Here is a 19,562-nt window from a genome sequence, read left to right as displayed (position 1 = left end):
AGAACTTGTACCATATATTGATCATTGAAGACGATACCGACATCCGCAGTGAACTGAAACTGATGCTGGAAAACGCTCTGTATCATGCAGACAGTATAGAAAATTTCACCGATGTTCCCGCCCAGGTGCAGGCACTTTCCCCTGACCTGATTCTTCTGGATATCCAGCTGCCGGGGCTTGACGGCCTGTCCCTGTGCAGGGAGATCCGTAAAACAAAGGACACGCCTGTCATCTTTGTGACAAGCCGCAGTTCCTCCATGGATGAACTGAACGGCATAATGATGGGCGGGGACGATTATATCACCAAACCATATGTAACCCCCATACTTCTGGCAAGGATCGCGGCGGTCCTGAAGCGCTCGGGCCGGGAAAATGCGGCATCTGATTCCTGTATCCTGACCTGCAGGGGATGCAGGCTAAATCTTTTGAACAGCACACTGACCTGCAGCGGCAAAACAGCGGAGCTTACCAAAAATGAGCTGCGCATCTGCTGGAATTTGTTTTCCCGGTGCGGTGAAATCGTACCCAGAGAGGACATTATTGATGATTTGTGGGATAATCAGATTTTCATTGACGACAATACACTGAGTGTCAATATCACCCGCATCCGCAGCAAACTGCGTGAAATCGGTGTGGATGATCTGATTGAGACAAAGAGAGGACAGGGCTACCGAATATGAATTTTGCGGATTATTTAAAGGACAAGACACTGACCATACTGCTGCATATCCTGTGCATGATCGGCAGTTTTATCTACTTATACACCTGCGGCCTCAGAAAGAATCAGCTTCTGCTTTTCTATCTCTTTTGGCTCTTTCTTTTGGCTGCTTATTTTATCGCTGACTGGTACAGGAAAAACAGATATTTCCGGGAGCTGTTTCACATTTTAGACTCCCTGGATAAGCCTTATCTCATCTCGGAAATCATGCCGGATTCTTTCCGCCTGGAGGACCGGCTCTATAAGAGGATCCTCAGAAGCTCCAACAAAGCTGTCATTGACGCGGTCCACCATCTGGAATCTGAGCGCACAGAGTATAAAGACTTTATCGAAAACTGGATCCACGAGGTAAAACTCCCCATCACATCTATGAATCTGATCTGTGACAACAACAAGACCGCAGAGACAAGAAAAATCAAGGCCCAGCTCACGGAACTGGAGAACGATGTGGAGAAAGCACTTTTCTATGCCAGATCTGATACGGTGTACCAGGATTATCTTATACACAAGATCACACTGAAAGATACGGTAATGACTGCCATCCAGCGCATCCGCCCTTACCTGATAAAAAATAATGTGCAAGTGGATCTGCAGGGATGCGAAGAAACGGTATACTGCGATGATAAATGGCTGGAATTTATCCTGAACCAGATCTTCCTCAATGCCGTCAAATATAAAAAGGGGGAGGACTGCCGCATCTCCATCCATACCGTCAGGGAAAACAACCGGACTACGCTGTTCCTGGAAGACAACGGTATTGGCATACAGGACAGTGAGATCGGACGCATTTTTGATAAAGGATTTACCGGAACCAACGGCAGGCACAATCGGCAGTCCACAGGCATCGGCCTGTATCTGTGCAGAAAACTATGCCGGAAGCTGGGAATCTCCATAGAAGCCCAGTCTATAGAAGGGGAATATACAAGGATCCTGCTGCTTTTTCCTGACGGCAGCAGCCATTTTTCCAGACACGGACAAAATGAAGAATAGTAAGTCAATCTTTCAAAATTGTAAGGTTACTGCAAACTAGTTTTATATGAAACACACATGCTTTCCGGTATCATAGAATCAGAACAGGGAAAGCCCCTGTACTGAAACCGGAAAGGAAGGATAACAAGATGGAAGAATTAATCCGAGTGGAGGATGTTGAAAAATACTACGGAAGCAAAAACAATCTCACAAAAGCTGTGGACCGCATCTCTTTTGCTGTAAACAGAGGCGAGTTCACCGGTATCATGGGTGCCAGCGGAAGCGGCAAGACGACACTCTTAAACCTGCTTGCAACCGTGGATATGGTGACATCAGGACACATTTATTATGGCCAGGAAGATATTACTGGATTTAGCGAGGACAAAATGGCGGATTTCAGGAAGAACAACCTGGGATTTGTGTTTCAGGATTTCAATCTGCTGGATACTTTGACAATACAGGAAAATATCTCCCTTGCCATGTCCCTGACGAAAAAAAGCAAAAAGGAAATCCAGGAACGGACTAAAAAGATCATGGAACGCCTGGACATTCTGCCCCTGTGTGATAAGTTCCCCTATCAGGTGTCCGGCGGGCAAAAGCAGCGCTGCGCCTGTGCAAGGGCACTGATCAATCATCCGAAAATTGTTTTTGCCGATGAACCCACAGGCGCTCTGGATTCCAAATCTGCCCGGATGCTTCTGGAAACTTTTACCCACATGAATGAGCAGATGCACGCAACTATACTGATGGTCACACATGACGCTTTTTCCGCAAGTTACTGTAAGCGTATCCTTTTTCTGAAGGACGGAAAAATTTTTCACGAACTGCAGAAAGGATCCAAAAGCAGAAAGGAATTCCTGAATGAGATCCTGGATGTGCTCTCCCTGACAGGAGGTGATGGAGATGCTGAATAAGCTGGCTCTTCGCAATGCCAAACGCTCCTTTCGGGATTATCTCATCTATCTTATGACTATGATATTTACCGCTGCTCTGATGTTCTCTTTTGACTCCATGATCTTCTCAGATGATATAAATAAGCTCTGCTCCGAAGCTGGGATGATGGGCGCCATGCTGGGGCTTGCCACCTTTTTTATTGTATTGATCATCATATGGCTGGTGCATTATATGATGAAATTCATGGCAGAGAAACGAAGCAGGGAATTTGCCACTTACCTGTTGCTGGGCTTTCACAAAAAGCAGATCGCAAGGTTATTTTTAAAGGAAATGCTGCTTCTCGGACTGGCTGCCTTCATCATTGGCCTGCTCCCCGGTCTCTTTCTGCAGCAGTTGATCACCACACTGATCTATGCCATCGTACAGGCTGAGTATACCATTCATATCCAATGGAATATGGGTACCTTTTTCATGACAGCCGGTATTTTCTTTGGTTCTTATATCCTGGCAATGTTTCGGAGCAGCCGGCGTTTTAAAAAGATGAATATCCGGGAAATGATGTACCTGGACCGCCAGAATGAGGAGCTGAAAAACGGGAACCGATCAGGGAAACAGTGGATGTTTTTTGTCTCTTTATTTATAATCCTGCTGTTTGGATGGATGCTGTATTTCGGACATTTCAACGAATGGAATGTATATCCCATGATAGCGGCACTTATGGCCTCTGTTTATTTTCTCTATATGGGACTTTCTGCTTTTCTTATCAGCTATATCCGAAAGGGAAAGGCAGGTGTGTACACGGGTGCCAATATTTTTCTGCTCAGGCAGCTTGCCTCCAAGGTAAAAACCATGCAGTTTACACTGGGTACACTCACGATCCTTTTTATGGTTGCTCTGGTAGGGGTTTCGGATGCCCTGATGCTGAATCAGTTTCAAAACACCCAGGCACAGGAAAAGTATCCTTTTGACGTATGTATTTACAGTGAACAGACCAATCATGAATTCAAGGATGAAAAAGAGCTGATTGAAAAATACGCTCAGATCACAAACTCTCTGGTCTATAACATTTATCAGGACAATACCGGCACGTGCTGGCAATATCTGGTGGAACAGCTCCCGGAGACAGACAGCTCCTACTATTTTCAATATGACACCTATATCCGTTTGAGCGATTATAATTCCCTGCGGCAGATGCTGGGCCTGAAACCGGTATCCCTGACCGGGAACCAATATCTGATCCAGACAAAAAAACGGCTGAAAAAAACATGGATTCCTTTTACCGAAAAACCTCTGAAGATTCAAAATGCGGATTACACCTGTGCAGGGATCTATACGGAGCCATTTGAACAGAGTGGTCACAACGGTGCCGATTATCTTCTGGTTGTTCCGGATGATTCAACTGTCTTTATGACCCCCTATTACTCTCTTATGGCTGCGGAGATAAAGGGCAGTCTTCCTGATACGCTCTATGATCAGGTGCTAGCACAGCGGGGGATTGAAACGAATAATGATTCTTACGAGGAAATTGACAACTATATAGACAACCTGGACCGGGGAACCGGATCCGATGCCATCTATATATCCGATAAGTTAGTCTTTCTAAAAGACAATGACACAAAGGAAATGAAATTTCTGCTCTCCACCTTGATCTTCCCGCTGTTTTATGTGGGGCTTGTATTCCTCTGCGTTGCACTCACCGTGCTGGCTGTACAACAGCTCTCCGATTCCGGAAAATACAAGTACCGCTATCAGCTTCTGGGCAAACTGGGTATGCGCGCAAAAGAATTAAACCAGGTAATATTTCGGCAGCTTGTCATCTACTATATCTGTCCCTTTGCAGGAGCCGTTCTGCTAAGCGGAGGCATTGTTGGCTTTATCAGTCATAACTTTGTAAAATACTCCGGCATTCAGGCGCCCTCCTGGTCTTATTTCGGGCTTGCACTGCTGCTGTTTGGAGGCGTGTATCTGATTTACTTTATTGCTACTTATATTGAGTTCAAGAGGAATATTATGTCGGTGCAAAAGACGCCTGAAGTGGAATAAAGAAAAAAACCTTGCTCCGCAAATTTATATGAGCATGAATGCTATTTTGGGGAAGTCTGATAAAACAGACTTCCCCAAAATATTTTTCTTTATGTTGTATTGATCTTATGCTTTTCTGTTCTGAAAATAATACTGGTAGGCTTTGCCTGTGAATTCGGAGGCTCCCTTACCGTACATCTTATCCAGACTTTCTATCAGGACTTTTTCATGCAGATAACTGTCTACCATGTTTTCCCAGAAATTATTTCCCATCTCCATTCCTTCGTACAGTTTTTCTGTGATTTCCACACATTCCCTTATAATCTCCTGTACTTCCTCGCAACCGGGGTCTCTCGTCAGATCAGACATCAAAGCCTGGGTCAGTTCTTTGTTACGCTCCAGTCCCCCGCCTTCCCCGAGTTTCTTTCCTTTTTCCATCAGATCAGGCATTTTTTCCAGGTTTTTTTTCATGGCATCTATAAACTCTTCCATACTTCCATAGTTTTTCTTTGCCGAGTCAGCAAGTATGGATTCTTTTCCTTTCCATTTACTTACCCACTCATCAAAGGCCTCTACGCTGCCAAAACTTTTTATGACGGAATCTTCATGCTCTTTTCTGAATTCGGACAACATTTTAAAATATTCTTCTGTATCAAATTCTTTAAAACTCATACACGTTTCCCCCTGTTCTAATTTTCCCAGCAGACAGATCATTTTGTCCAGCCGTTTTCGTTTCGTTTCCAATAGGCGTTTCTGCTGCTTGTACGCTGCTATCTTGTCATAGCAGGGATTTTCTATTATGCCTTTGATCTCTTTTAAGGAAAAATCCAGCTCTTTGAAAAAGAGTATCTGCTGTAATGTCTCCAGCGCATCCTCATCATATAACCGATAGCCGGAATCCGTCAGCTTTGTTGGCGCCAGAAGCCCTATCTCATCGTAATACTGTAATGTCCTGACACTGATTCCCGTAAGCTCAGAAACCTGTTTTACTGTCTTTATATGATCCCACTCCCTTCTGTTTGTATGTTTTGCTGCTCTGTATCATATTTCTTTTTTATGATGATTTTATCATACACTATCACGGAGCGTGAGAGTCAACCATTAATTTGACTAAATTTTGACATTTTGGTGTTATAAGTTTCATATAAGCCTTATTTATTAAAACAAGGAGTGAAAATTTATGAAGGAAACATATAAAATTTTAATCGTGGATGATGAGCCATCCATTTTGGATATGCTGAAGCTGCAACTGGAATCAGAAGGATATGTTGTCTATACAGCAATCAATGCCAAAGAGGCTTTGGATAAATTATCAAACTGTCCCGATATTATTTTATTAGATATTAATATGTCCGGTATGAACGGACTTGATTTATGTGTGTCTATTCGAGATTTTGTATCCTGCCCTATTCTTTTTCTCACAGCCAGAGTATCCGAACAGGATAAAATAAATGGGCTTATGGCAGGTGGCGATGATTATATAACAAAGCCTTTTTCCATGAGCGAACTGCTGGCAAGGCTCTCTGCACATTTACGCCGTGAAAACAGAAGCCATAAGAAAACGAAAAATAAATTTTCAGAAGAACTTATCATTGATTATTCGGACAGGAGCCTTTATATCAAAAACAATCGGATTGAATTATCAAATAAGGAGTTTGAAATCATTCAGCTATTATCTGCAAATGCAGGACAGGTCTTTGACAGAGAAAAAATATATGAGATCATTTGGGGGTTCGATAGTAACGGAGACAGCGCAGTCATCAAGGAGCATATACGGAAAATCCGCTCAAAGTTTTCTGAATATACAGAGAAAGCCTATATTTCTACTGTTTGGGGAGTGGGGTACAAATGGATAAAATAAAAAAGCTGCTTCAAAATATGTCATTAAAAAAATCACTGGTGTTACTGGCGTTTTTTTGTTTAGGGATCGTCAGCATACTTTCACTCCTTACAATATTTAGACTTTCTAATATACAGCAAAGTATACTGGATACAAGGCCCATTATTGTTACCGGCTATACAAGTGAAAACAATACTGATACAGAAAATGGTTTAACGGTTGTTCCAAAAGAATATGTACACGGCGAACTGTCGGATGAAAAGCAAATCTATTATTGGATGGTAACAGCTTTAATGGTAGTCTTTCCTGTTTTCTATATTATAATTGCTTCTGTAGTCGTTGCTAAATTCTACTATAAGTTGAAATTGCAGACGCCGCTTGAGGATCTAAAAAACGGAATGCATTATATTTCGGAGCAAAACTTGGATTTTCAAATAAAATACCGTTCGGAGGATGAATTAGGAAAATTATGTGATACCTTTGAACATATGAGAAATGAAGTTTATAAGAGCAATCGTAAAATGTGGGATATGCTGCAGGAGCGAAAGGCATTGACTGCTTCTATCTCGCATGATTTAAGAACGCCGATCACTGTGATCAATGGTTATCTTGACTATTTAGAAAAATCAATGGAGAAAGGTATCCTTACAAATGATGTTCTGCGGACAACGCTTCAAAATATGGCAGGTGCGACAGGCAGACTGCATAGGTATGTGGATTGTGTCAATGATATTCAGAAAATTGAAGACATTGAGATCAAAAAAGATTTTTATGATTTGAAGATATTTATATCAGAGATAACACAAGGATTTTCATTATTAGCAGAACAACATAAAAAACAGTTAGAAGTACAAGATCTTTCTAAAACACTGCAAGTTCAAACGGATAGGGATATCCTTTGTAAAGTGCTGGAGAATGTTTTTGATAATGCACTCCGGTTTTCCAATGATAAGATCTGGTTAACCATACAAGAAACCAAACATTGTGTTTCTTTCGTTATCCAGGATGACGGTATAGGGTTTACGCCGGAAGAATTAAGTTCTGCAGCCTCATTCTTTTACGGATCTCCTACAAACGGTGGTAATTTTGGCATAGGACTTTCTATCAGTAAGATACTTTGCGAGAAGCTGGGGGGCGTTTTATATTTAAGAAACAGACCGGAGCACGGAGCATCCGTTACAATAAAAATCCATAAATAACCGGAAACTTTTCTAAAAATTGACTTTTCTATGAAATAATCTCCTTACAGACAAACGTAAGGAGGTTTTTTATGGAAATTATAATTGAACATCTGCATAAAAATTATGGAAAACAAAAGGTGTTACAAGATATTTCCCTACATATACCTGTTGGTATGTATGGATTACTGGGGGAAAACGGTGCCGGTAAAACAACTTTAATGCGTATATTGGCAGCCATGTCAGAGCCATCGGCAGGAACAATAAGAATTAATGGGATTGATATAAAAAACAAAAAAGAAATCCGTAAAATTATCGGATATCTTCCCCAGGAGTTTTCGGTATATCCAAATATGAGTGTATCTTCCGCTTTAGATTATCTGGGGATTTTAGCTGAACTGCCAAAGAGTATCCGGAAAGAACGCATTAACGAATTATTAAAGCAGGTTAATCTTGAACCTGAAAAAAATAAACGATTTAAGAATTTATCCGGTGGCATGAAACGACGGTTTGGCATTGCACAGGCCTTGTTAAATCACCCTAAGATCTTGATCATTGATGAACCCACCGCAGGGCTGGACCCGGAAGAAAGACTGCGTTTCTATAATCTTCTTTCAGAGTTAGCTATGGATAGGGTCATTCTATTATCTACGCATATAGCCGGCGATATTGAAGCAGCCTGCACCAAAGCAGCAATCCTATGTGCCGGTATGGTTATTTTTGAAGGAAACATTGACAGCCTATTAAAATTGGGGAACGGTAAAGTCTATACCACTATTCTTCTGCAGAAGGAACTGGAGGAATTTAAACAGAACTACCATATAATCAGCATTTATCAAAACGGTGCTAATATATCCTGCCGTTTTTTATCCAATGAAGCTCCCCGAAAAGAGTGGGTTTCCTGTAATCCCACCATTGAGGATAGTTATATGTATTTACTGTCAGATCATAAGATGGAGGTGGAATAAATGCTGTTCATAAAAGAATTAAAAAAAGTCTGTTTTAGTTTTGTGTATGTGTTATTCATTGGCTTGCTTTTGTTTAGCTGGTATGAAAATTTCTATGGAGTAACAAAGCAGGAAATTTCTGCTTCTCAAGATAATTTGAGTTCTGTTTATTCAGAGTTCACAGGAGGTTCCCTTTTAAAAAAGCCGGAAAAGAATGCAGATAGTTACGGAATGAAAAATAAAGAAGTATCAGAGAAAATCATGTCTGGCGGTACAGATATGCTTATAATCGAATTTTCAAAAAATTCCTATTCCACTTATCCTTACTCATACTATAAAGAAATTGTTTTAAGCGATAAAGAGCAGCAAGCAATATTGGAAATCATCAGTGAGATAACCGGTCTGGATGAAAAGCAAATTCGTAATCTTCCAGACAATTATTTCCCAGATATAAATGGCAACATCATACATTTCGGAGCTGACATAGAACAGAATGAAAACGGAAGTTTTTCTTTTGAAATGGGTGATCATGATAATCATACTTTTATCCCTCAGGTATCCTATAAAAGATTTAAGGAACTAATGGCAGAGGCAGAAAGTATAATCGGAAAAGGTTCTAATTATTCTATGGAAAATCTATTGCAGTATTATGGTCTGTCTGAAGTGACCTATGATGAAGCTATTGAAGAATATAACAAGACAATCTATGACGATAAAGTCAGTAACGCCTTTGCAAGGCTGTTCTGTGATTATACCGGCAGAGCAATCGGTCTGTATCCTGTTTTTGCAGTAGTTATTTTCTGGTTAAAGGACAGACGAAACCGTATGCATGAACTGATAGATAGTAAGCAGACGGGAACGGCAAAGCTTATTGTCATCCGCTTTTTTGCCATGCTCACTGCTGTCATGCTGCCCGTTGTACTTTTGAGTATGGAGTCTTTCATACCGTTAATAAGCTATTCTGCAGATACGGGTATTGCAATAGATATGTTTGCTTTTATCAAATATATTATGTGGTGGCTATTGCCTACAGCTATGATCGTGACGTCATTGGGAATGTTTTTGACAATTTTAACCTCAACTCCATTAGCGGTCTTGGTACAGTTTATATGGTGGTTTGTTGACACCTCTGTTACCGGATTATCTGGCGATACAACCCTTTTTACACTGATGATACGACATAATACGTTAAATGGATCCGAAATTATACACCGAAATTTCACTTTAATCTGCTTGAACAGAGGATTGTTTGTGTGTTTAGCACTGGTGCTGATGGTATTATCTATCATTGTATACGACCAGAAAAGAGGTGGAAGATTCAATTATGCTTACTTCCTGCAAAAACATTTTGGATTTTTTAAAAATAGATTTCGTTCTTACATTCAAAAATAGTCTGCTGCTAAGTATTGCTCACTTATTGCTCATTCCTGTGATAAGAGGTATTTCAAATTTAGATAATATACATTCTGCCGGAGTGTTAGGGCAATCGGCTGCTTTGATTGGGGCAATTATCCTTATACCAATAACGAAACAGGAATTAGAAACAGGAATAAAGGAAATCATTTATACAAGAGCATGGTCGTACATGAAAAGTGTTGGCTTCCGGTTTTTATGCGGTTTTCTGTTGATTGCTGTTGTGATCACTGCATTTGCCATGATCATGCTATGTAACAACTGTATATTTCCATTTTGGGGGTATATCACGGTAACCATACTTTATGCCGTTTTTTTAGGGCTTTTAGGACTTGTGTTTTCACAAGCTGGAAGTAATGTCATTATCGGGTATTTATCAGCTTTAGCGTATTGGTCTTTCTGCCAGCTTGAAATTATAAAAGAGAGCAGTATTGCCTATATGTTCCCTATTGTAAACGGAACCCTTGAAATTCAAAAACTGGTCACTCTATTTCTTACGGTTATTATTTTATTAGGGGTGCTCCTGGCCCTTATTAAATACAGTATCCGCAGAATATAAATCTAAAAGGTAAAGGAGCCCAGGCTATATGCCTGAACTCCCTGCCTTTATTACTCATGATGTCCGTTTCTGTGCCCATGCTCCCCATTATCATTTCCGGAAGCATCGGATGACCGGATTCTTTGTTGATTCTCCTGCTGCCCCCCTGGTTGATCCTTCTGCTGACCTTCCGGCTGACTCTTCTGCTGACCTTCCGGCTGATTCTCCTGCTGACCTTCTGGCCGATTCTTCTGCTGACCTTCAGGCTGATTCTCCTGCTGACCTTCCGGTTGATTCTCCCAAACGGCAGCCCCATGTTTTCTGCCATATTGCCCACTGTGTTTTTCCCGGTGGCCTTCTGTCTCTTCCTCATGTTCCTGACCGTGATGTTCCCGGTATTGCCGGCCATAGGAATGACACGTCTCATCCGCACTCTGCTGCATATCCGCTTCCTGCTTGTCATCATGACAGGAAACTTTTACCTTTGCCCTTCCTCCCTGGCACTCCTGATAGGAATCTGTTTCCATGATAGCCTGCAGGGCTTCCCGGTAATGCATTCCTGTGACATCCACCTGAGAGACAATATTTTCTCCGTCGGCATTCAGCCCTTCTGCTGAGATCACGGTATCCTTCCCGTTTACGGAAAGCCCAATCTCAACCGGACCTTCCATAGTGATATAAGCTGCCTCAGCTTTTATCTCATAAGCCTTCATACTCCCCGAAAACACCAGGACCAGCAGCAACGCTCCGACCAGCGTTCTATAAAACACAGGTCTTTGATAAAAGCGGCGTTTAGAACAGTGCTCCAGTTGGGCCATCAGGTTTTCTTTGGTTTTTTCCTTCATCTGTTCATCCGCTTTTACAGAATCGAATGCATCTCTGATCTTTCTGCTCATTCCACGTCACCTCCCACCATTTCTTTCAGCATCTGTCTGGCGCGGTTCATCCAGGTATAAATTGTGTTCTCTTTTTTATGGAGGATGCCCGCTATTTCCACTGCCGTGTAGCCCTCATAATAAAAAAGATAGATGACCGATTTGTATTTGTCCGGCAGTTTTAGGACTGCTTCTCGGATATAAGATAAATCCTCTTCCTCCTCTATGGGTATTTCCTGTATTTCCTCCAAAGAAGCATGCCTACGGAAAATGTTTTTCAAAAAATCTTTACATTCATTAATGGTAACCCGGATGATCCAGGCCTTTTCATGCTCTTTTGAATCAAATTTCGGGTTGGCACGCATTAGTTTTAAAAATACATTCTGCATAATGTCCTGGGTATCATCATAATTTTTTCCATAAGAATAGCAGATACGGGTTATGGTATCTGCGTATTCTTCCACTATTAGATTGATATCCCATTTTGTCATCATGTAAATAAAATCCTTTCAGCTTTATATGATGAAGCAATCCACATTATTTTCCGTGGTGGCCTCCATGGTTTCCGCCATGACGCGCACCATGGCCTCCTGCTGTACCGGAAGCTGAGCCGCTGTACTGAGAATTCGCACATCCCTCCCGGTTCTGACAGCCTTCTGTATCCATACAGGTCTCCCGGTTTTCGCAGTTGGTCCCATTCACGCAATTTTCCTGATTCGGGCAATCAGTTCCGTATACAACTTGTGTTTGATTCTGACCGGCAGCGCTGCTTGCACTTCCTGCATTGCTTTGACCGGCAGTGTTGCTTGCACTTCCTGCATTGCTTTGACCGACGGCGCTGCTTGCACTTCCTGCATCACTTTGGCTGGCGGCGCTGCTTGCACTTCCTGCATTGCTTTGGCTGGCAGCGTTGCTTACACTTCCTGCATTGCTTTGACCGGCGGCGCTGCTTGCACTTCCTGCATCACTTTGGCTGGCAGCGCTGCTTGCACTTCCTGCATCACTTTGGCTGGCAGCGTTGCTTGCACTTCCTGCATTGCTTTGACCGACGGCGCTGCTTGCACTTCCTGCATCACTTTGGCTGGCAGCTCCCTTTACAGCATCCACTATTGAAAGGTCTTCCGTATTACCTATTCCATTTCCCTGTCTTTGTCCGGTGAAACTGTTTACACAATTTTCCTGATTCCGACAGTTGGAACCGAACACACAGTCTTCCCGGTTCTGACAATCCGTCCCATGCTGGCTGCACACAGTTTCCCTGCACCACAGACGGCTGTAGTCATCCTTCCCGCCAGCCATAACAATTGTACTCATAGTCCCCACCAAGATCACACCTGCTGCAGTTACCCCCAGAACTTTTCTCTTATTAAATTTCATATTCATTCCTCCGATTCTTTATCATACCTTTTATTCTCTGCGATTACTTTTTCCGCCACGCCAGACGAAAAATCGGCCGGCTGAAAAATCCTCGTTATATTAATAAAACGATTGAAACGGAGAAATCCTTTCAAAAATAGATGAAAAATTTTAATATCATAGATGGATCCTAATTATACTGATCAAAAAACTTTCCCTTAAAAAAATTTTCATTCTCAAATTTCTCAGCCGTCATCCGAAACATAACACAGCCATCCGGACATACAATATCCTTGCAGTATTTGCTGCTGCCGCCAATATTTTCTAAATCCCCGCCGCTCCTGACAGCCTCCATGACCGGAAACATCATCATCATGACCTTAGAACAAATCCCCTGTCCATCCGCATTTACAGGACAGCCGTAAGTACAGGTATACTTATCCCCAATCTCCTCACCGTTTCGGCAATATCGTTCTGTATGGTCACCGCGAAGGAACCCTATTACCTCAATTTCCCATTCATACTCCTCATTATACCATTTTTTCATGCTTAACCTCCAACTTTTTATTTCCCAAACATTTTAATATGACAGTATCGGGACAATCCCTATTATAAAGGAACAAGTAACTTACCGCTTGATTTCACTTGTCATCAGCTTTGAGGAATAAATATTTTTCACAATAAAATAACCAGATTTTATGCAGGATAGCCTTCTGTGCGGTAAAATATAAGTAATAAATTTTTCGCACTGGAGGTTTTAAAAATGAGAAAACGGGAAAAGCGGGAACGAAAGAAACAGGATAGGGAGATCGTTGATCTTATGATGGTCACAAATCATTTTTTCCATTCTTTAAAGGAATGGATCATGGAGATGGATGACCCAAGAAACCAGAGTTATATCACATACACACAGGCAGATCTGGGATATATGGCAATCCTAAAAAATGTATGTGGTCAGTTTTCCATGAGAGAGATGGAGGAAAACTTCAATAAAGAAACCTGTATTGATACACTTCGTCTTCTGTCAGGAAACCGGCATCTGGAGGAAATGCCTCATTATGATACTCTGAATTATTATCTGGAGAGGCTGTCGCCGGAGTGCCTTTCAGATCTACGAAAAAAGATGGTCACAAGTTTGATCCGTGGCAGGCAGTTTCATAGAAACCGGCTGTTGGGGAAATATTGGCGGATCATCCTGGATGGGACAGGTTTGTTTTATTTTAAGGAAAGGCATTGTGACAACTGTCTGTGCACGAAAAGAAAGACCGATGATGGAAAGACGGTAAAGCTGTATCATCATAAAGTTCTGGAAGCAAAGATAGTACTGAGTGATAAGATCGTTATCAGTCTGGGAACGGAATTCATAGAAAACGAAAAAGAAGATGTAAGCAAACAGGACTGTGAGCTGACTGCCGCAAAACGTCTTTTGCAAAAAATAAAAAAAGCTTATCCAAGGCTTCCCATCTGTATCCAGGGTGATGCATTATACGCAACAGAACCATTCATGAAGCTATGTAAGAAAACCTGCCATTGGGAATATCTTTTTACCCAAAAAGAGACAAGGCAGAAAAAACTGGATGAAGGTTTTGAATGGATAAAATCTGGTGAAGATGCCGAACGTCAGCCAGGATTATGCCAAGAGAAGGGAAGGGGATTCTATGCAAACCATGTGGAAGAAGTTGCCGGAAAAACAGAGGTTATGAATGTATTTGAGTATGAATATGAAAGAAAAGACAAGGAAGGAAAGAAAGAGAGCCTATGTTTTGAATGGGTGACCAGTCTGGAAGTAACGAAACGGAACCTGGAAGAAATGATACTTGCCGGAAGAGGGCGCTGGAAAATAGAAAATGAAGGTTTTAACAACCAGAAGAAGGGACTGTACCGTATAGAACACCTCAACAGTAAAAACAGCAATGCGATGAAAAACCACTATCTGTTGACGCAGATAGCAGATATCCTGATGCAGCTCTATGTAGCATGGAATCCATATATAAAAGAGCTGAACCAGACACTAAAAAATACATCTTCGGGGTTACTGGAAAGTTTTAGAAGACAGCCAGTAACGGACGAAGATGTATCCTATATTTTTAGATACACAACGGTGTATCTGGAATAACAAGATTATTTTAACACAGGTGGTGGTTAAAAGAAAGCTGAAATAATAGAATAGTTATCCACAAATTTTGGAAACGGTATCCGTATAGAAATAGGATGTGTATAACAAAGAACAATGTTAGAAAAAAGGTGGATAATTTGTAAAAAGAAAAGTATGCAGTAAAGTCTGAGAAATAAATAAAATTTATTCCTCACCGCTGACTTGTCATTATTTTTCATGCCACATTCCTTGCTATATGATATAATGTAGCATTATAAGATAAAGGCGCAGGCAGAGTGACACACATGAGGTGGCAAACATATGTACCAATGGCAAAAACAAATTCAAAGAATCGTTGATGAAATTGACAACTGTATCAAAAATTATGATAATGAAGCCTTGACACTTCATCATCTCTCCCATATGCTGGGATATTCCGAATTTTACACAACCAGGAAATTTAAAGAAATATCGGGAATGCCGTTTAGAGATTATCTGCGGCTCAGAAGATTAGCCTTTGCTCTGAAAGAGGTGCGGGACAGTACAAAAAGTCTTTTGGATATTGCTTTTGATCATGGCTTTTCCTCTCATGAGGCCTTTACCAGGGCTTTCAAAGGAACATACGGCATCGCGCCCAGTGACTATAGGAAAAATCCGAAACCTCTTGTTCTCCGTACAAAGATCAATGCGTTTGACCGCTACTTTTTCGGTTTAGGAGAGATTGGTATGGTAAGATCAACAGACGGCGTTAAAATTTATTTCATAACCATTCCCAGGCACAAATTTTTGTACATTAGAAACCGTGAAAGTAACGGATATTGGGATTTCTGGCAAAAGCAAAGTCTTATTCCTGGGCAGGATCATGACACAATCTGCGGATTGCTGGATAGTATCAAGGGTAAACCGGATGATGATGGCGGTAGCGAACCCAACTGTAAAAGCGGTCAGATCATGGCGTACATAAACGACCCGGACGGCAGGCTCTGCGACTGGGGTTTTCTGCGTTCCGAATGTTGGGGGGTACGGCTTCCTTTTGATTTTGAAGGGGAAGTACCGCCGCAAATGTACGTGGCTGATATTCCCGAAGCCGAATATATTGTTTTTGAACATGGACCATTCGATTATGAGCAGGAAAACCGCAGTGTAGAGGATAAAATTGAACATGCAATGGCATCTTTTGATTTTTCTCAGACGGATCACTGCATGGATACCTCACCCGGCAGGATCATGTACTTTTATTATGATCCGGCACAATATTTCAAGTACATCAGACCCGTACGAAATAAAGAATAGGGAGCGGGGGCACCTCTGCCCTTGCTCCCTGCTCTGTCTCCTATTTATTTCACATAAAAGCACATATCAAGTATTACATTGCCCTCTTCGTCAGGCGTAGTAAAACGTGGGCAGCTATATCGCTCAAAGCACCACATCACTCCATCCTTATCTGCTTTCCACGCAAACCCTTCCTCTTCAAGCCGACTCATGCAGCAATGGGTATAGATATCCGGCTCCTTGCCGTATACCCAGCATACAGCAATATCACCCGCATCTAATACAACACTGTCATATCCAACCGGTACTGGGGCATCCAGCGGCATGAACACACCGATCCAATACTGAAACGGCTCCCCTTCTTTGCAGCGGCATAAGCCTATGTAGGCATCGCAATCCTCAAATGGCTCCTCCCCCGCATCGGACAGTTGAAGCGGTGCAAACAGGTCATTTTGAAACCACTCACCCCACTTGTTTGCAAATACACCGTTTTCTTTATCCTCTTCCCTGTAGCATCTGCCCACCAGCTTCACTGCCGGCATTGTTTGGCGGTATACACGTTTAATTTCAGCCATAAGTAATCTCCATTCTTTTCGATTTTTGTCCTATTACATAAAACGGCCTGTCTATACTGATGCTTTATTATACCATGTTTTCCTATGTATATCCACCTTATTTCCGGCACTCCACATGGACTTTCAGGTAAGTATCCAGCCCTTCAAACTGCTCCAGGTAGCTGACCGCGTCCTCATACTGGTTAGACTTAAGGATCAGTTTCACTGTATTGCAGATACAGCGTTTCAATTCCCGGATATCCAGTGTCCCTGCCTGCAGTTCCTGGCGGATATTCTCATGGTCTTTTGGAATCCCCGGCATTACCATATCATTGCCTGCGCGCATACAGCCGGCGGCTGTACACTCCCCTCTGGGAGACGCAAAGGTAGTTGTCCAGTCTGTCATGACAGCCCCCGCAAAACCCCATTCGTCCCTGGCTGCTCTGGTACAGATATCATAGCAGTTGGCAGCGTGTACACCGTTGATCATATTATAAGATGTCATAATGGACATGGGCTGGGAATTTTTCACTGCAATCTCAAATCCCTTCAGATAGATCTCCCGCAAAGCCCGTTCGGACAGTACGGAGTCAGACCCCATACGGTTATCCTCCTGATTGTTGCAGGCAAAATGTTTGATCGTAGTCCCGCATCCCGGTACCTTCTGCACGCCAAGAGTCATGGCAGAAGCCATCATACCTGACAACAGCGGATCTTCGGAATAGTATTCAAAATTCCTGCCGCAAAGCGGATTCCTGTGGATATTCATACCCGGAGCAAGCCATAACGTCACCCGGAAAAGCTCCATCTCTTTTCCTATCATTTCGCCCACTTCTTTTACCAGTTCCGCATTCCAGGTCTGGGCAAGCAGTGTCCCCACCGGAATTGCTGTACAATACTGATAGTAAGCCGTTCCCTTCTCCTCGGACGGCTCTGCAAAAAAGCCCTTCTCTATGGATTTCATGAAATTCTCGGGCACAATCTCCCCGTCTACCACCTGGTATTTCTGGTTCAGGCGCAGCCCCGCAGGGCCGTCTGCCAGAGCCATGGACGGCAGATTCCAGGGGTCCTTGGATGCAGCCAAGGAAGTCTCAGCCGCTGCTCCCGGTACTGTGAATCCCGCAGAACCAATAACAGCGTCCTGTCCTTTCCCCGGGTCTCCGCAAGCCATCTGTACAAGCTGTTCCTCGGAAAGAGATTCCACGATCTCGCCTGCCCTGCCATTAAAGTGTTTGGGCAGTTCCGCATATACCACCGTTTCTTTCACGATTTTTTCGGCATAGATCTGTACAGAGGGAAGTCCTGCTGCCAGCTCAAGCCAGGCAGCCTCCTTCGCTTTCATCTTCTCCCTGTCCGGTACCAGTTCCGTCAATTCCTCTTTCAGAGGGCAGATATGTTCACACTGTACCAAAAGAGCATCCTCGTTCAGGCATAGACTGCAGGCCAGCTCCGCGTCCTGAATGGAATTTCCGACCCAGATACCATATGTTCCGTGTTCCAGGATCCAAGCTGCATTTTCCTCACAAAAGGAAGCCAGCTGATAAACCGGGAAGGTAATGGTCATGCGGCAGGTTTCTCCCGGTTTTAATTCCTCTGTCTTGGCAAATCCGGCAAGGCGGCGGTACTCTTTTTCCAGCTTCCCCTGGGGGCAGGAAACGTAAATCTGCACAACTTCCTTTCCACAATATGTATCTCCCGCGTTGGTCACCTCCACAGTTACCGCGATCTCCGGTTTGCCGTTTTCTGTATTTATTACTTTGATATCCCTTGTGCTGATCGAAAAGTCTGTATAAGACAGTCCATAACCGAAAGGATAGCGCACGGGCACGTCAAAAGTATCAAAGTAACGATATCCCACATAAATGCCTTCCTGGTATTTTTCTGTATTCACGTCCCCGTTTTTAAAGCTGAACGTGTCACTGTTGGGATAATCTTTATAAGTAAGAGCCCATGTATCCGCCAGTTTGCCGCTTGGTGTTACTTTGCCGGATATCACATCCGCGAAAGCGTTTCCACCCTCCTGTCCTGCCTGTACAAACTGGAGAACAGCTTTGATATTGTCAAATTCCTCCACAAAGGCCAGATCCACAAGGCCTCCTGTGTTGATGACCAGCACCAGGGAGTGATATGCTTTTGATAACTGGGCGATCAATGCTTTTTCCTCAGCGGAAATGAAATAATCCCCCTCCGTATCATGGCGGTCCGCATTTTCACCTGCAATACGGCTCAGCACATAGATCGCCGTATCCGCACCATCTGCAGAAGCCTTCTCCATATCAACCGGATCTCCGCAGGGCATGAAAAAGGGAGTCGTGGAGTATGCTTCAAAGAAATTGTCATGGTATGCTTTCAGTTTTCCTAAAATTTCATCCCGCCATTTAAGCCGTGTCTCCTCATAGAGCGATGCATAGGCATCCAGCCAGGCATCGCTGGTGATCTCATACCCGGCATTTTTTAAGCCCTGGCAGATGTTGATGCATTCCCTCTCGTTTACGTCACCGGAGCCTGTACCGCCCTTTATGGTCTTCACAGCACCTGCCCCGTACAGGCCAAGCTTTATTCCCTTTTTTAAAGGCAGGATATGCTCCTGGTTTTTCAGAAGAACAAATCCTTCTGCGGCTGCCTGGCGGGCCGTTTTTCTGTTTTCGGTCTCTCTTACTGTCACTTCATTTGAAGTTGTTCCCGTAAATGTTTTCTTTTTTAACTGCATGGTATTCCTCCCAGATAACTTGTCTTTCTTTATGTACTATTATGACCAATAACCTCCCAAATTTCTACGGTTCTTTTTAACTATTTATAGGCTGATATTGATATTTTTCCCCCGGTTTGCTAGAATATTACCAGAAGGTTCTCTGTCAGTATTGACAAACACACGCCAGTGCTCCGCCCGG

At 42.8% G+C, this 19,562-nt stretch carries 18 protein-coding genes and 1 pseudogene; 11 read left to right on the top strand and 8 right to left on the bottom strand.

Annotated features, from left to right (window positions below; translation table 11 throughout):
• Nucleotides 1–5: 5 nt before the first annotated feature.
• The 4 genes from C6P39_RS21695 (at nucleotide 6) to C6P39_RS21680 (ending at nucleotide 4,624) form a co-directional block, all read left to right on the top strand.
• Entirely contained in the window at nucleotides 6–680 is a 675-nt protein-coding gene (locus tag C6P39_RS21695; RefSeq protein WP_104805156.1) for a response regulator transcription factor, read from the top strand.
• The gene (locus C6P39_RS21690; RefSeq protein WP_104805155.1) at nucleotides 677–1,708 is read left to right on the top strand and encodes a sensor histidine kinase; all 1,032 of its coding nucleotides are present in this window, start codon (nucleotides 677–679) and stop codon (nucleotides 1,706–1,708) included. Before C6P39_RS21695 ends, C6P39_RS21690 begins: the two co-directional genes overlap by 4 nt.
• A 128-nt stretch (nucleotides 1,709–1,836) precedes the next feature.
• Nucleotides 1,837–2,601, top strand: coding sequence for an ABC transporter ATP-binding protein (locus tag C6P39_RS21685; RefSeq protein ID WP_095175752.1), 765 nt, complete (start codon nucleotides 1,837–1,839; stop codon nucleotides 2,599–2,601).
• Nucleotides 2,591–4,624 carry an ABC transporter permease gene (locus C6P39_RS21680; protein WP_104805154.1) on the top strand — a complete coding sequence of 678 codons (2,034 nt, stop codon included), beginning with the start codon at nucleotides 2,591–2,593 and terminating at the stop codon, nucleotides 4,622–4,624. The genes C6P39_RS21685 and C6P39_RS21680 overlap by 11 nt, the downstream gene beginning before the upstream one ends.
• A 105-nt stretch (nucleotides 4,625–4,729) precedes the next feature.
• On the opposite strand, the gene C6P39_RS21675 is transcribed toward C6P39_RS21680, so the two are convergent.
• Both C6P39_RS21675 and C6P39_RS28345 read right to left on the bottom strand, forming a co-directional pair.
• The gene (locus C6P39_RS21675) at nucleotides 4,730–5,347 is read right to left on the bottom strand and encodes a TipAS antibiotic-recognition domain-containing protein (protein ID WP_330407108.1); all 618 of its coding nucleotides are present in this window, start codon (nucleotides 5,345–5,347) and stop codon (nucleotides 4,730–4,732) included.
• Between the two features lie 60 nt (nucleotides 5,348–5,407).
• Nucleotides 5,408–5,602: pseudogene (locus C6P39_RS28345) on the bottom strand (MerR family transcriptional regulator); the annotation flags it as partial.
• A 181-nt stretch (nucleotides 5,603–5,783) separates the two neighbouring features.
• On the opposite strand from C6P39_RS28345, the gene C6P39_RS21670 reads away from it, so the two are divergent.
• The 5 genes from C6P39_RS21670 (at nucleotide 5,784) to C6P39_RS21650 (ending at nucleotide 10,540) form a co-directional block, all read left to right on the top strand.
• Nucleotides 5,784–6,464 carry a response regulator transcription factor gene (locus tag C6P39_RS21670; RefSeq protein ID WP_104805152.1) on the top strand — a complete coding sequence of 227 codons (681 nt, stop codon included), beginning with the start codon at nucleotides 5,784–5,786 and terminating at the stop codon, nucleotides 6,462–6,464.
• Nucleotides 6,452–7,642, top strand: coding sequence for a sensor histidine kinase (locus C6P39_RS21665; RefSeq protein WP_104805151.1), 1,191 nt, complete (start codon nucleotides 6,452–6,454; stop codon nucleotides 7,640–7,642). The genes C6P39_RS21670 and C6P39_RS21665 overlap by 13 nt, the downstream gene beginning before the upstream one ends.
• A gap of 71 nt (nucleotides 7,643–7,713) precedes the next feature.
• Nucleotides 7,714–8,589, top strand: a complete 876-nt coding sequence (locus C6P39_RS21660; RefSeq protein ID WP_104805150.1) for an ABC transporter ATP-binding protein — start codon at nucleotides 7,714–7,716, stop codon at nucleotides 8,587–8,589.
• Nucleotides 8,590–9,960, top strand: coding sequence for an ABC transporter permease (locus C6P39_RS21655; protein WP_104805149.1), 1,371 nt, complete (start codon nucleotides 8,590–8,592; stop codon nucleotides 9,958–9,960).
• Nucleotides 9,917–10,540: a hypothetical protein gene (locus C6P39_RS21650; RefSeq protein ID WP_242987101.1), complete on the top strand. Its 624-nt coding sequence runs from the start codon at nucleotides 9,917–9,919 to the stop codon at nucleotides 10,538–10,540. The genes C6P39_RS21655 and C6P39_RS21650 overlap by 44 nt, the downstream gene beginning before the upstream one ends.
• Before the next feature lie 50 nt (nucleotides 10,541–10,590).
• On the opposite strand, the gene C6P39_RS21645 is transcribed toward C6P39_RS21650, so the two are convergent.
• From C6P39_RS21645 to C6P39_RS21630, 4 genes are all read right to left on the bottom strand, one after another.
• Complete coding sequence (locus tag C6P39_RS21645) at nucleotides 10,591–11,415, bottom strand: anti-sigma-I factor RsgI family protein (RefSeq protein WP_104805147.1); 825 nt, start codon at nucleotides 11,413–11,415, stop codon at nucleotides 10,591–10,593.
• The gene (locus tag C6P39_RS21640; protein ID WP_104805146.1) at nucleotides 11,412–11,888 is read right to left on the bottom strand and encodes an RNA polymerase sigma factor; all 477 of its coding nucleotides are present in this window, start codon (nucleotides 11,886–11,888) and stop codon (nucleotides 11,412–11,414) included. Before C6P39_RS21640 ends, C6P39_RS21645 begins: the two co-directional genes overlap by 4 nt.
• 43 nt (nucleotides 11,889–11,931) lie before the next feature.
• Nucleotides 11,932–12,771 carry a hypothetical protein gene (locus C6P39_RS21635; protein ID WP_104805145.1) on the bottom strand — a complete coding sequence of 280 codons (840 nt, stop codon included), beginning with the start codon at nucleotides 12,769–12,771 and terminating at the stop codon, nucleotides 11,932–11,934.
• A 169-nt stretch (nucleotides 12,772–12,940) separates the two neighbouring features.
• Nucleotides 12,941–13,297 carry a TIGR04076 family protein gene (locus C6P39_RS21630; protein WP_095175741.1) on the bottom strand — a complete coding sequence of 119 codons (357 nt, stop codon included), beginning with the start codon at nucleotides 13,295–13,297 and terminating at the stop codon, nucleotides 12,941–12,943.
• A 216-nt stretch (nucleotides 13,298–13,513) separates the two neighbouring features.
• On the opposite strand from C6P39_RS21630, the gene C6P39_RS27590 reads away from it, so the two are divergent.
• Entirely contained in the window at nucleotides 13,514–14,866 is a 1,353-nt protein-coding gene (locus C6P39_RS27590; protein ID WP_158661622.1) for a transposase family protein, read from the top strand.
• A 300-nt stretch (nucleotides 14,867–15,166) separates the two neighbouring features.
• A complete protein-coding gene (locus tag C6P39_RS21620) occupies nucleotides 15,167–16,138 on the top strand; it encodes a helix-turn-helix transcriptional regulator (RefSeq protein ID WP_095175740.1) in 972 nt (323 codons plus the stop codon).
• A gap of 44 nt (nucleotides 16,139–16,182) precedes the next feature.
• Here C6P39_RS21620 and C6P39_RS21615 read toward each other — a convergent pair whose 3' ends face one another.
• A complete protein-coding gene (locus C6P39_RS21615; RefSeq protein WP_104805144.1) occupies nucleotides 16,183–16,692 on the bottom strand; it encodes a GyrI-like domain-containing protein in 510 nt (169 codons plus the stop codon).
• Nucleotides 16,693–16,789: 97 nt separating this feature from the next.
• Complete coding sequence (locus C6P39_RS21610; RefSeq protein WP_104805143.1) at nucleotides 16,790–19,381, bottom strand: beta-glucosidase; 2,592 nt, start codon at nucleotides 19,379–19,381, stop codon at nucleotides 16,790–16,792.
• Nucleotides 19,382–19,562: the final 181 nt, after the last annotated feature.

It is taken from the genome of Blautia marasmi (assembly GCF_900258535.1).
GTDB classification, from domain to species: domain Bacteria; phylum Bacillota; class Clostridia; order Lachnospirales; family Lachnospiraceae; genus Blautia; species Blautia hominis.
This window is presented reverse-complemented; position numbering and strand designations above follow the sequence as displayed.

Bases quoted from the DNA above. Each gene is read 5' to 3' on its own strand.
- C6P39_RS21620 (WP_095175740.1), top strand. From the start codon at position 15,167: ATGTACCAATGGCAAAAACAAATTCAAAGAATCGTTGATGAAATTGAC.
- C6P39_RS21665 (WP_104805151.1), top strand. From the start codon at position 6,452: ATGGATAAAATAAAAAAGCTGCTTCAAAATATGTCATTAAAAAAATCA.
- C6P39_RS21640 (WP_104805146.1), bottom strand. From the start codon at position 11,888: ATGATGACAAAATGGGATATCAATCTAATAGTGGAAGAATACGCAGAT.
- C6P39_RS21655 (WP_104805149.1), top strand. From the start codon at position 8,590: ATGCTGTTCATAAAAGAATTAAAAAAAGTCTGTTTTAGTTTTGTGTAT.
- C6P39_RS21645 (WP_104805147.1), bottom strand. From the start codon at position 11,415: ATGAGCAGAAAGATCAGAGATGCATTCGATTCTGTAAAAGCGGATGAA.
- C6P39_RS21670 (WP_104805152.1), top strand. From the start codon at position 5,784: ATGAAGGAAACATATAAAATTTTAATCGTGGATGATGAGCCATCCATT.
- C6P39_RS27590 (WP_158661622.1), top strand. From the start codon at position 13,514: ATGAGAAAACGGGAAAAGCGGGAACGAAAGAAACAGGATAGGGAGATC.
- C6P39_RS21635 (WP_104805145.1), bottom strand. From the start codon at position 12,771: ATGAAATTTAATAAGAGAAAAGTTCTGGGGGTAACTGCAGCAGGTGTG.
- C6P39_RS21615 (WP_104805144.1), bottom strand. From the start codon at position 16,692: ATGGCTGAAATTAAACGTGTATACCGCCAAACAATGCCGGCAGTGAAG.
- C6P39_RS21680 (WP_104805154.1), top strand. From the start codon at position 2,591: ATGCTGAATAAGCTGGCTCTTCGCAATGCCAAACGCTCCTTTCGGGAT.
- C6P39_RS21690 (WP_104805155.1), top strand. From the start codon at position 677: ATGAATTTTGCGGATTATTTAAAGGACAAGACACTGACCATACTGCTG.
- C6P39_RS21630 (WP_095175741.1), bottom strand. From the start codon at position 13,297: ATGAAAAAATGGTATAATGAGGAGTATGAATGGGAAATTGAGGTAATA.
- C6P39_RS21685 (WP_095175752.1), top strand. From the start codon at position 1,837: ATGGAAGAATTAATCCGAGTGGAGGATGTTGAAAAATACTACGGAAGC.
- C6P39_RS21660 (WP_104805150.1), top strand. From the start codon at position 7,714: ATGGAAATTATAATTGAACATCTGCATAAAAATTATGGAAAACAAAAG.
- C6P39_RS21610 (WP_104805143.1), bottom strand. From the start codon at position 19,381: ATGCAGTTAAAAAAGAAAACATTTACGGGAACAACTTCAAATGAAGTG.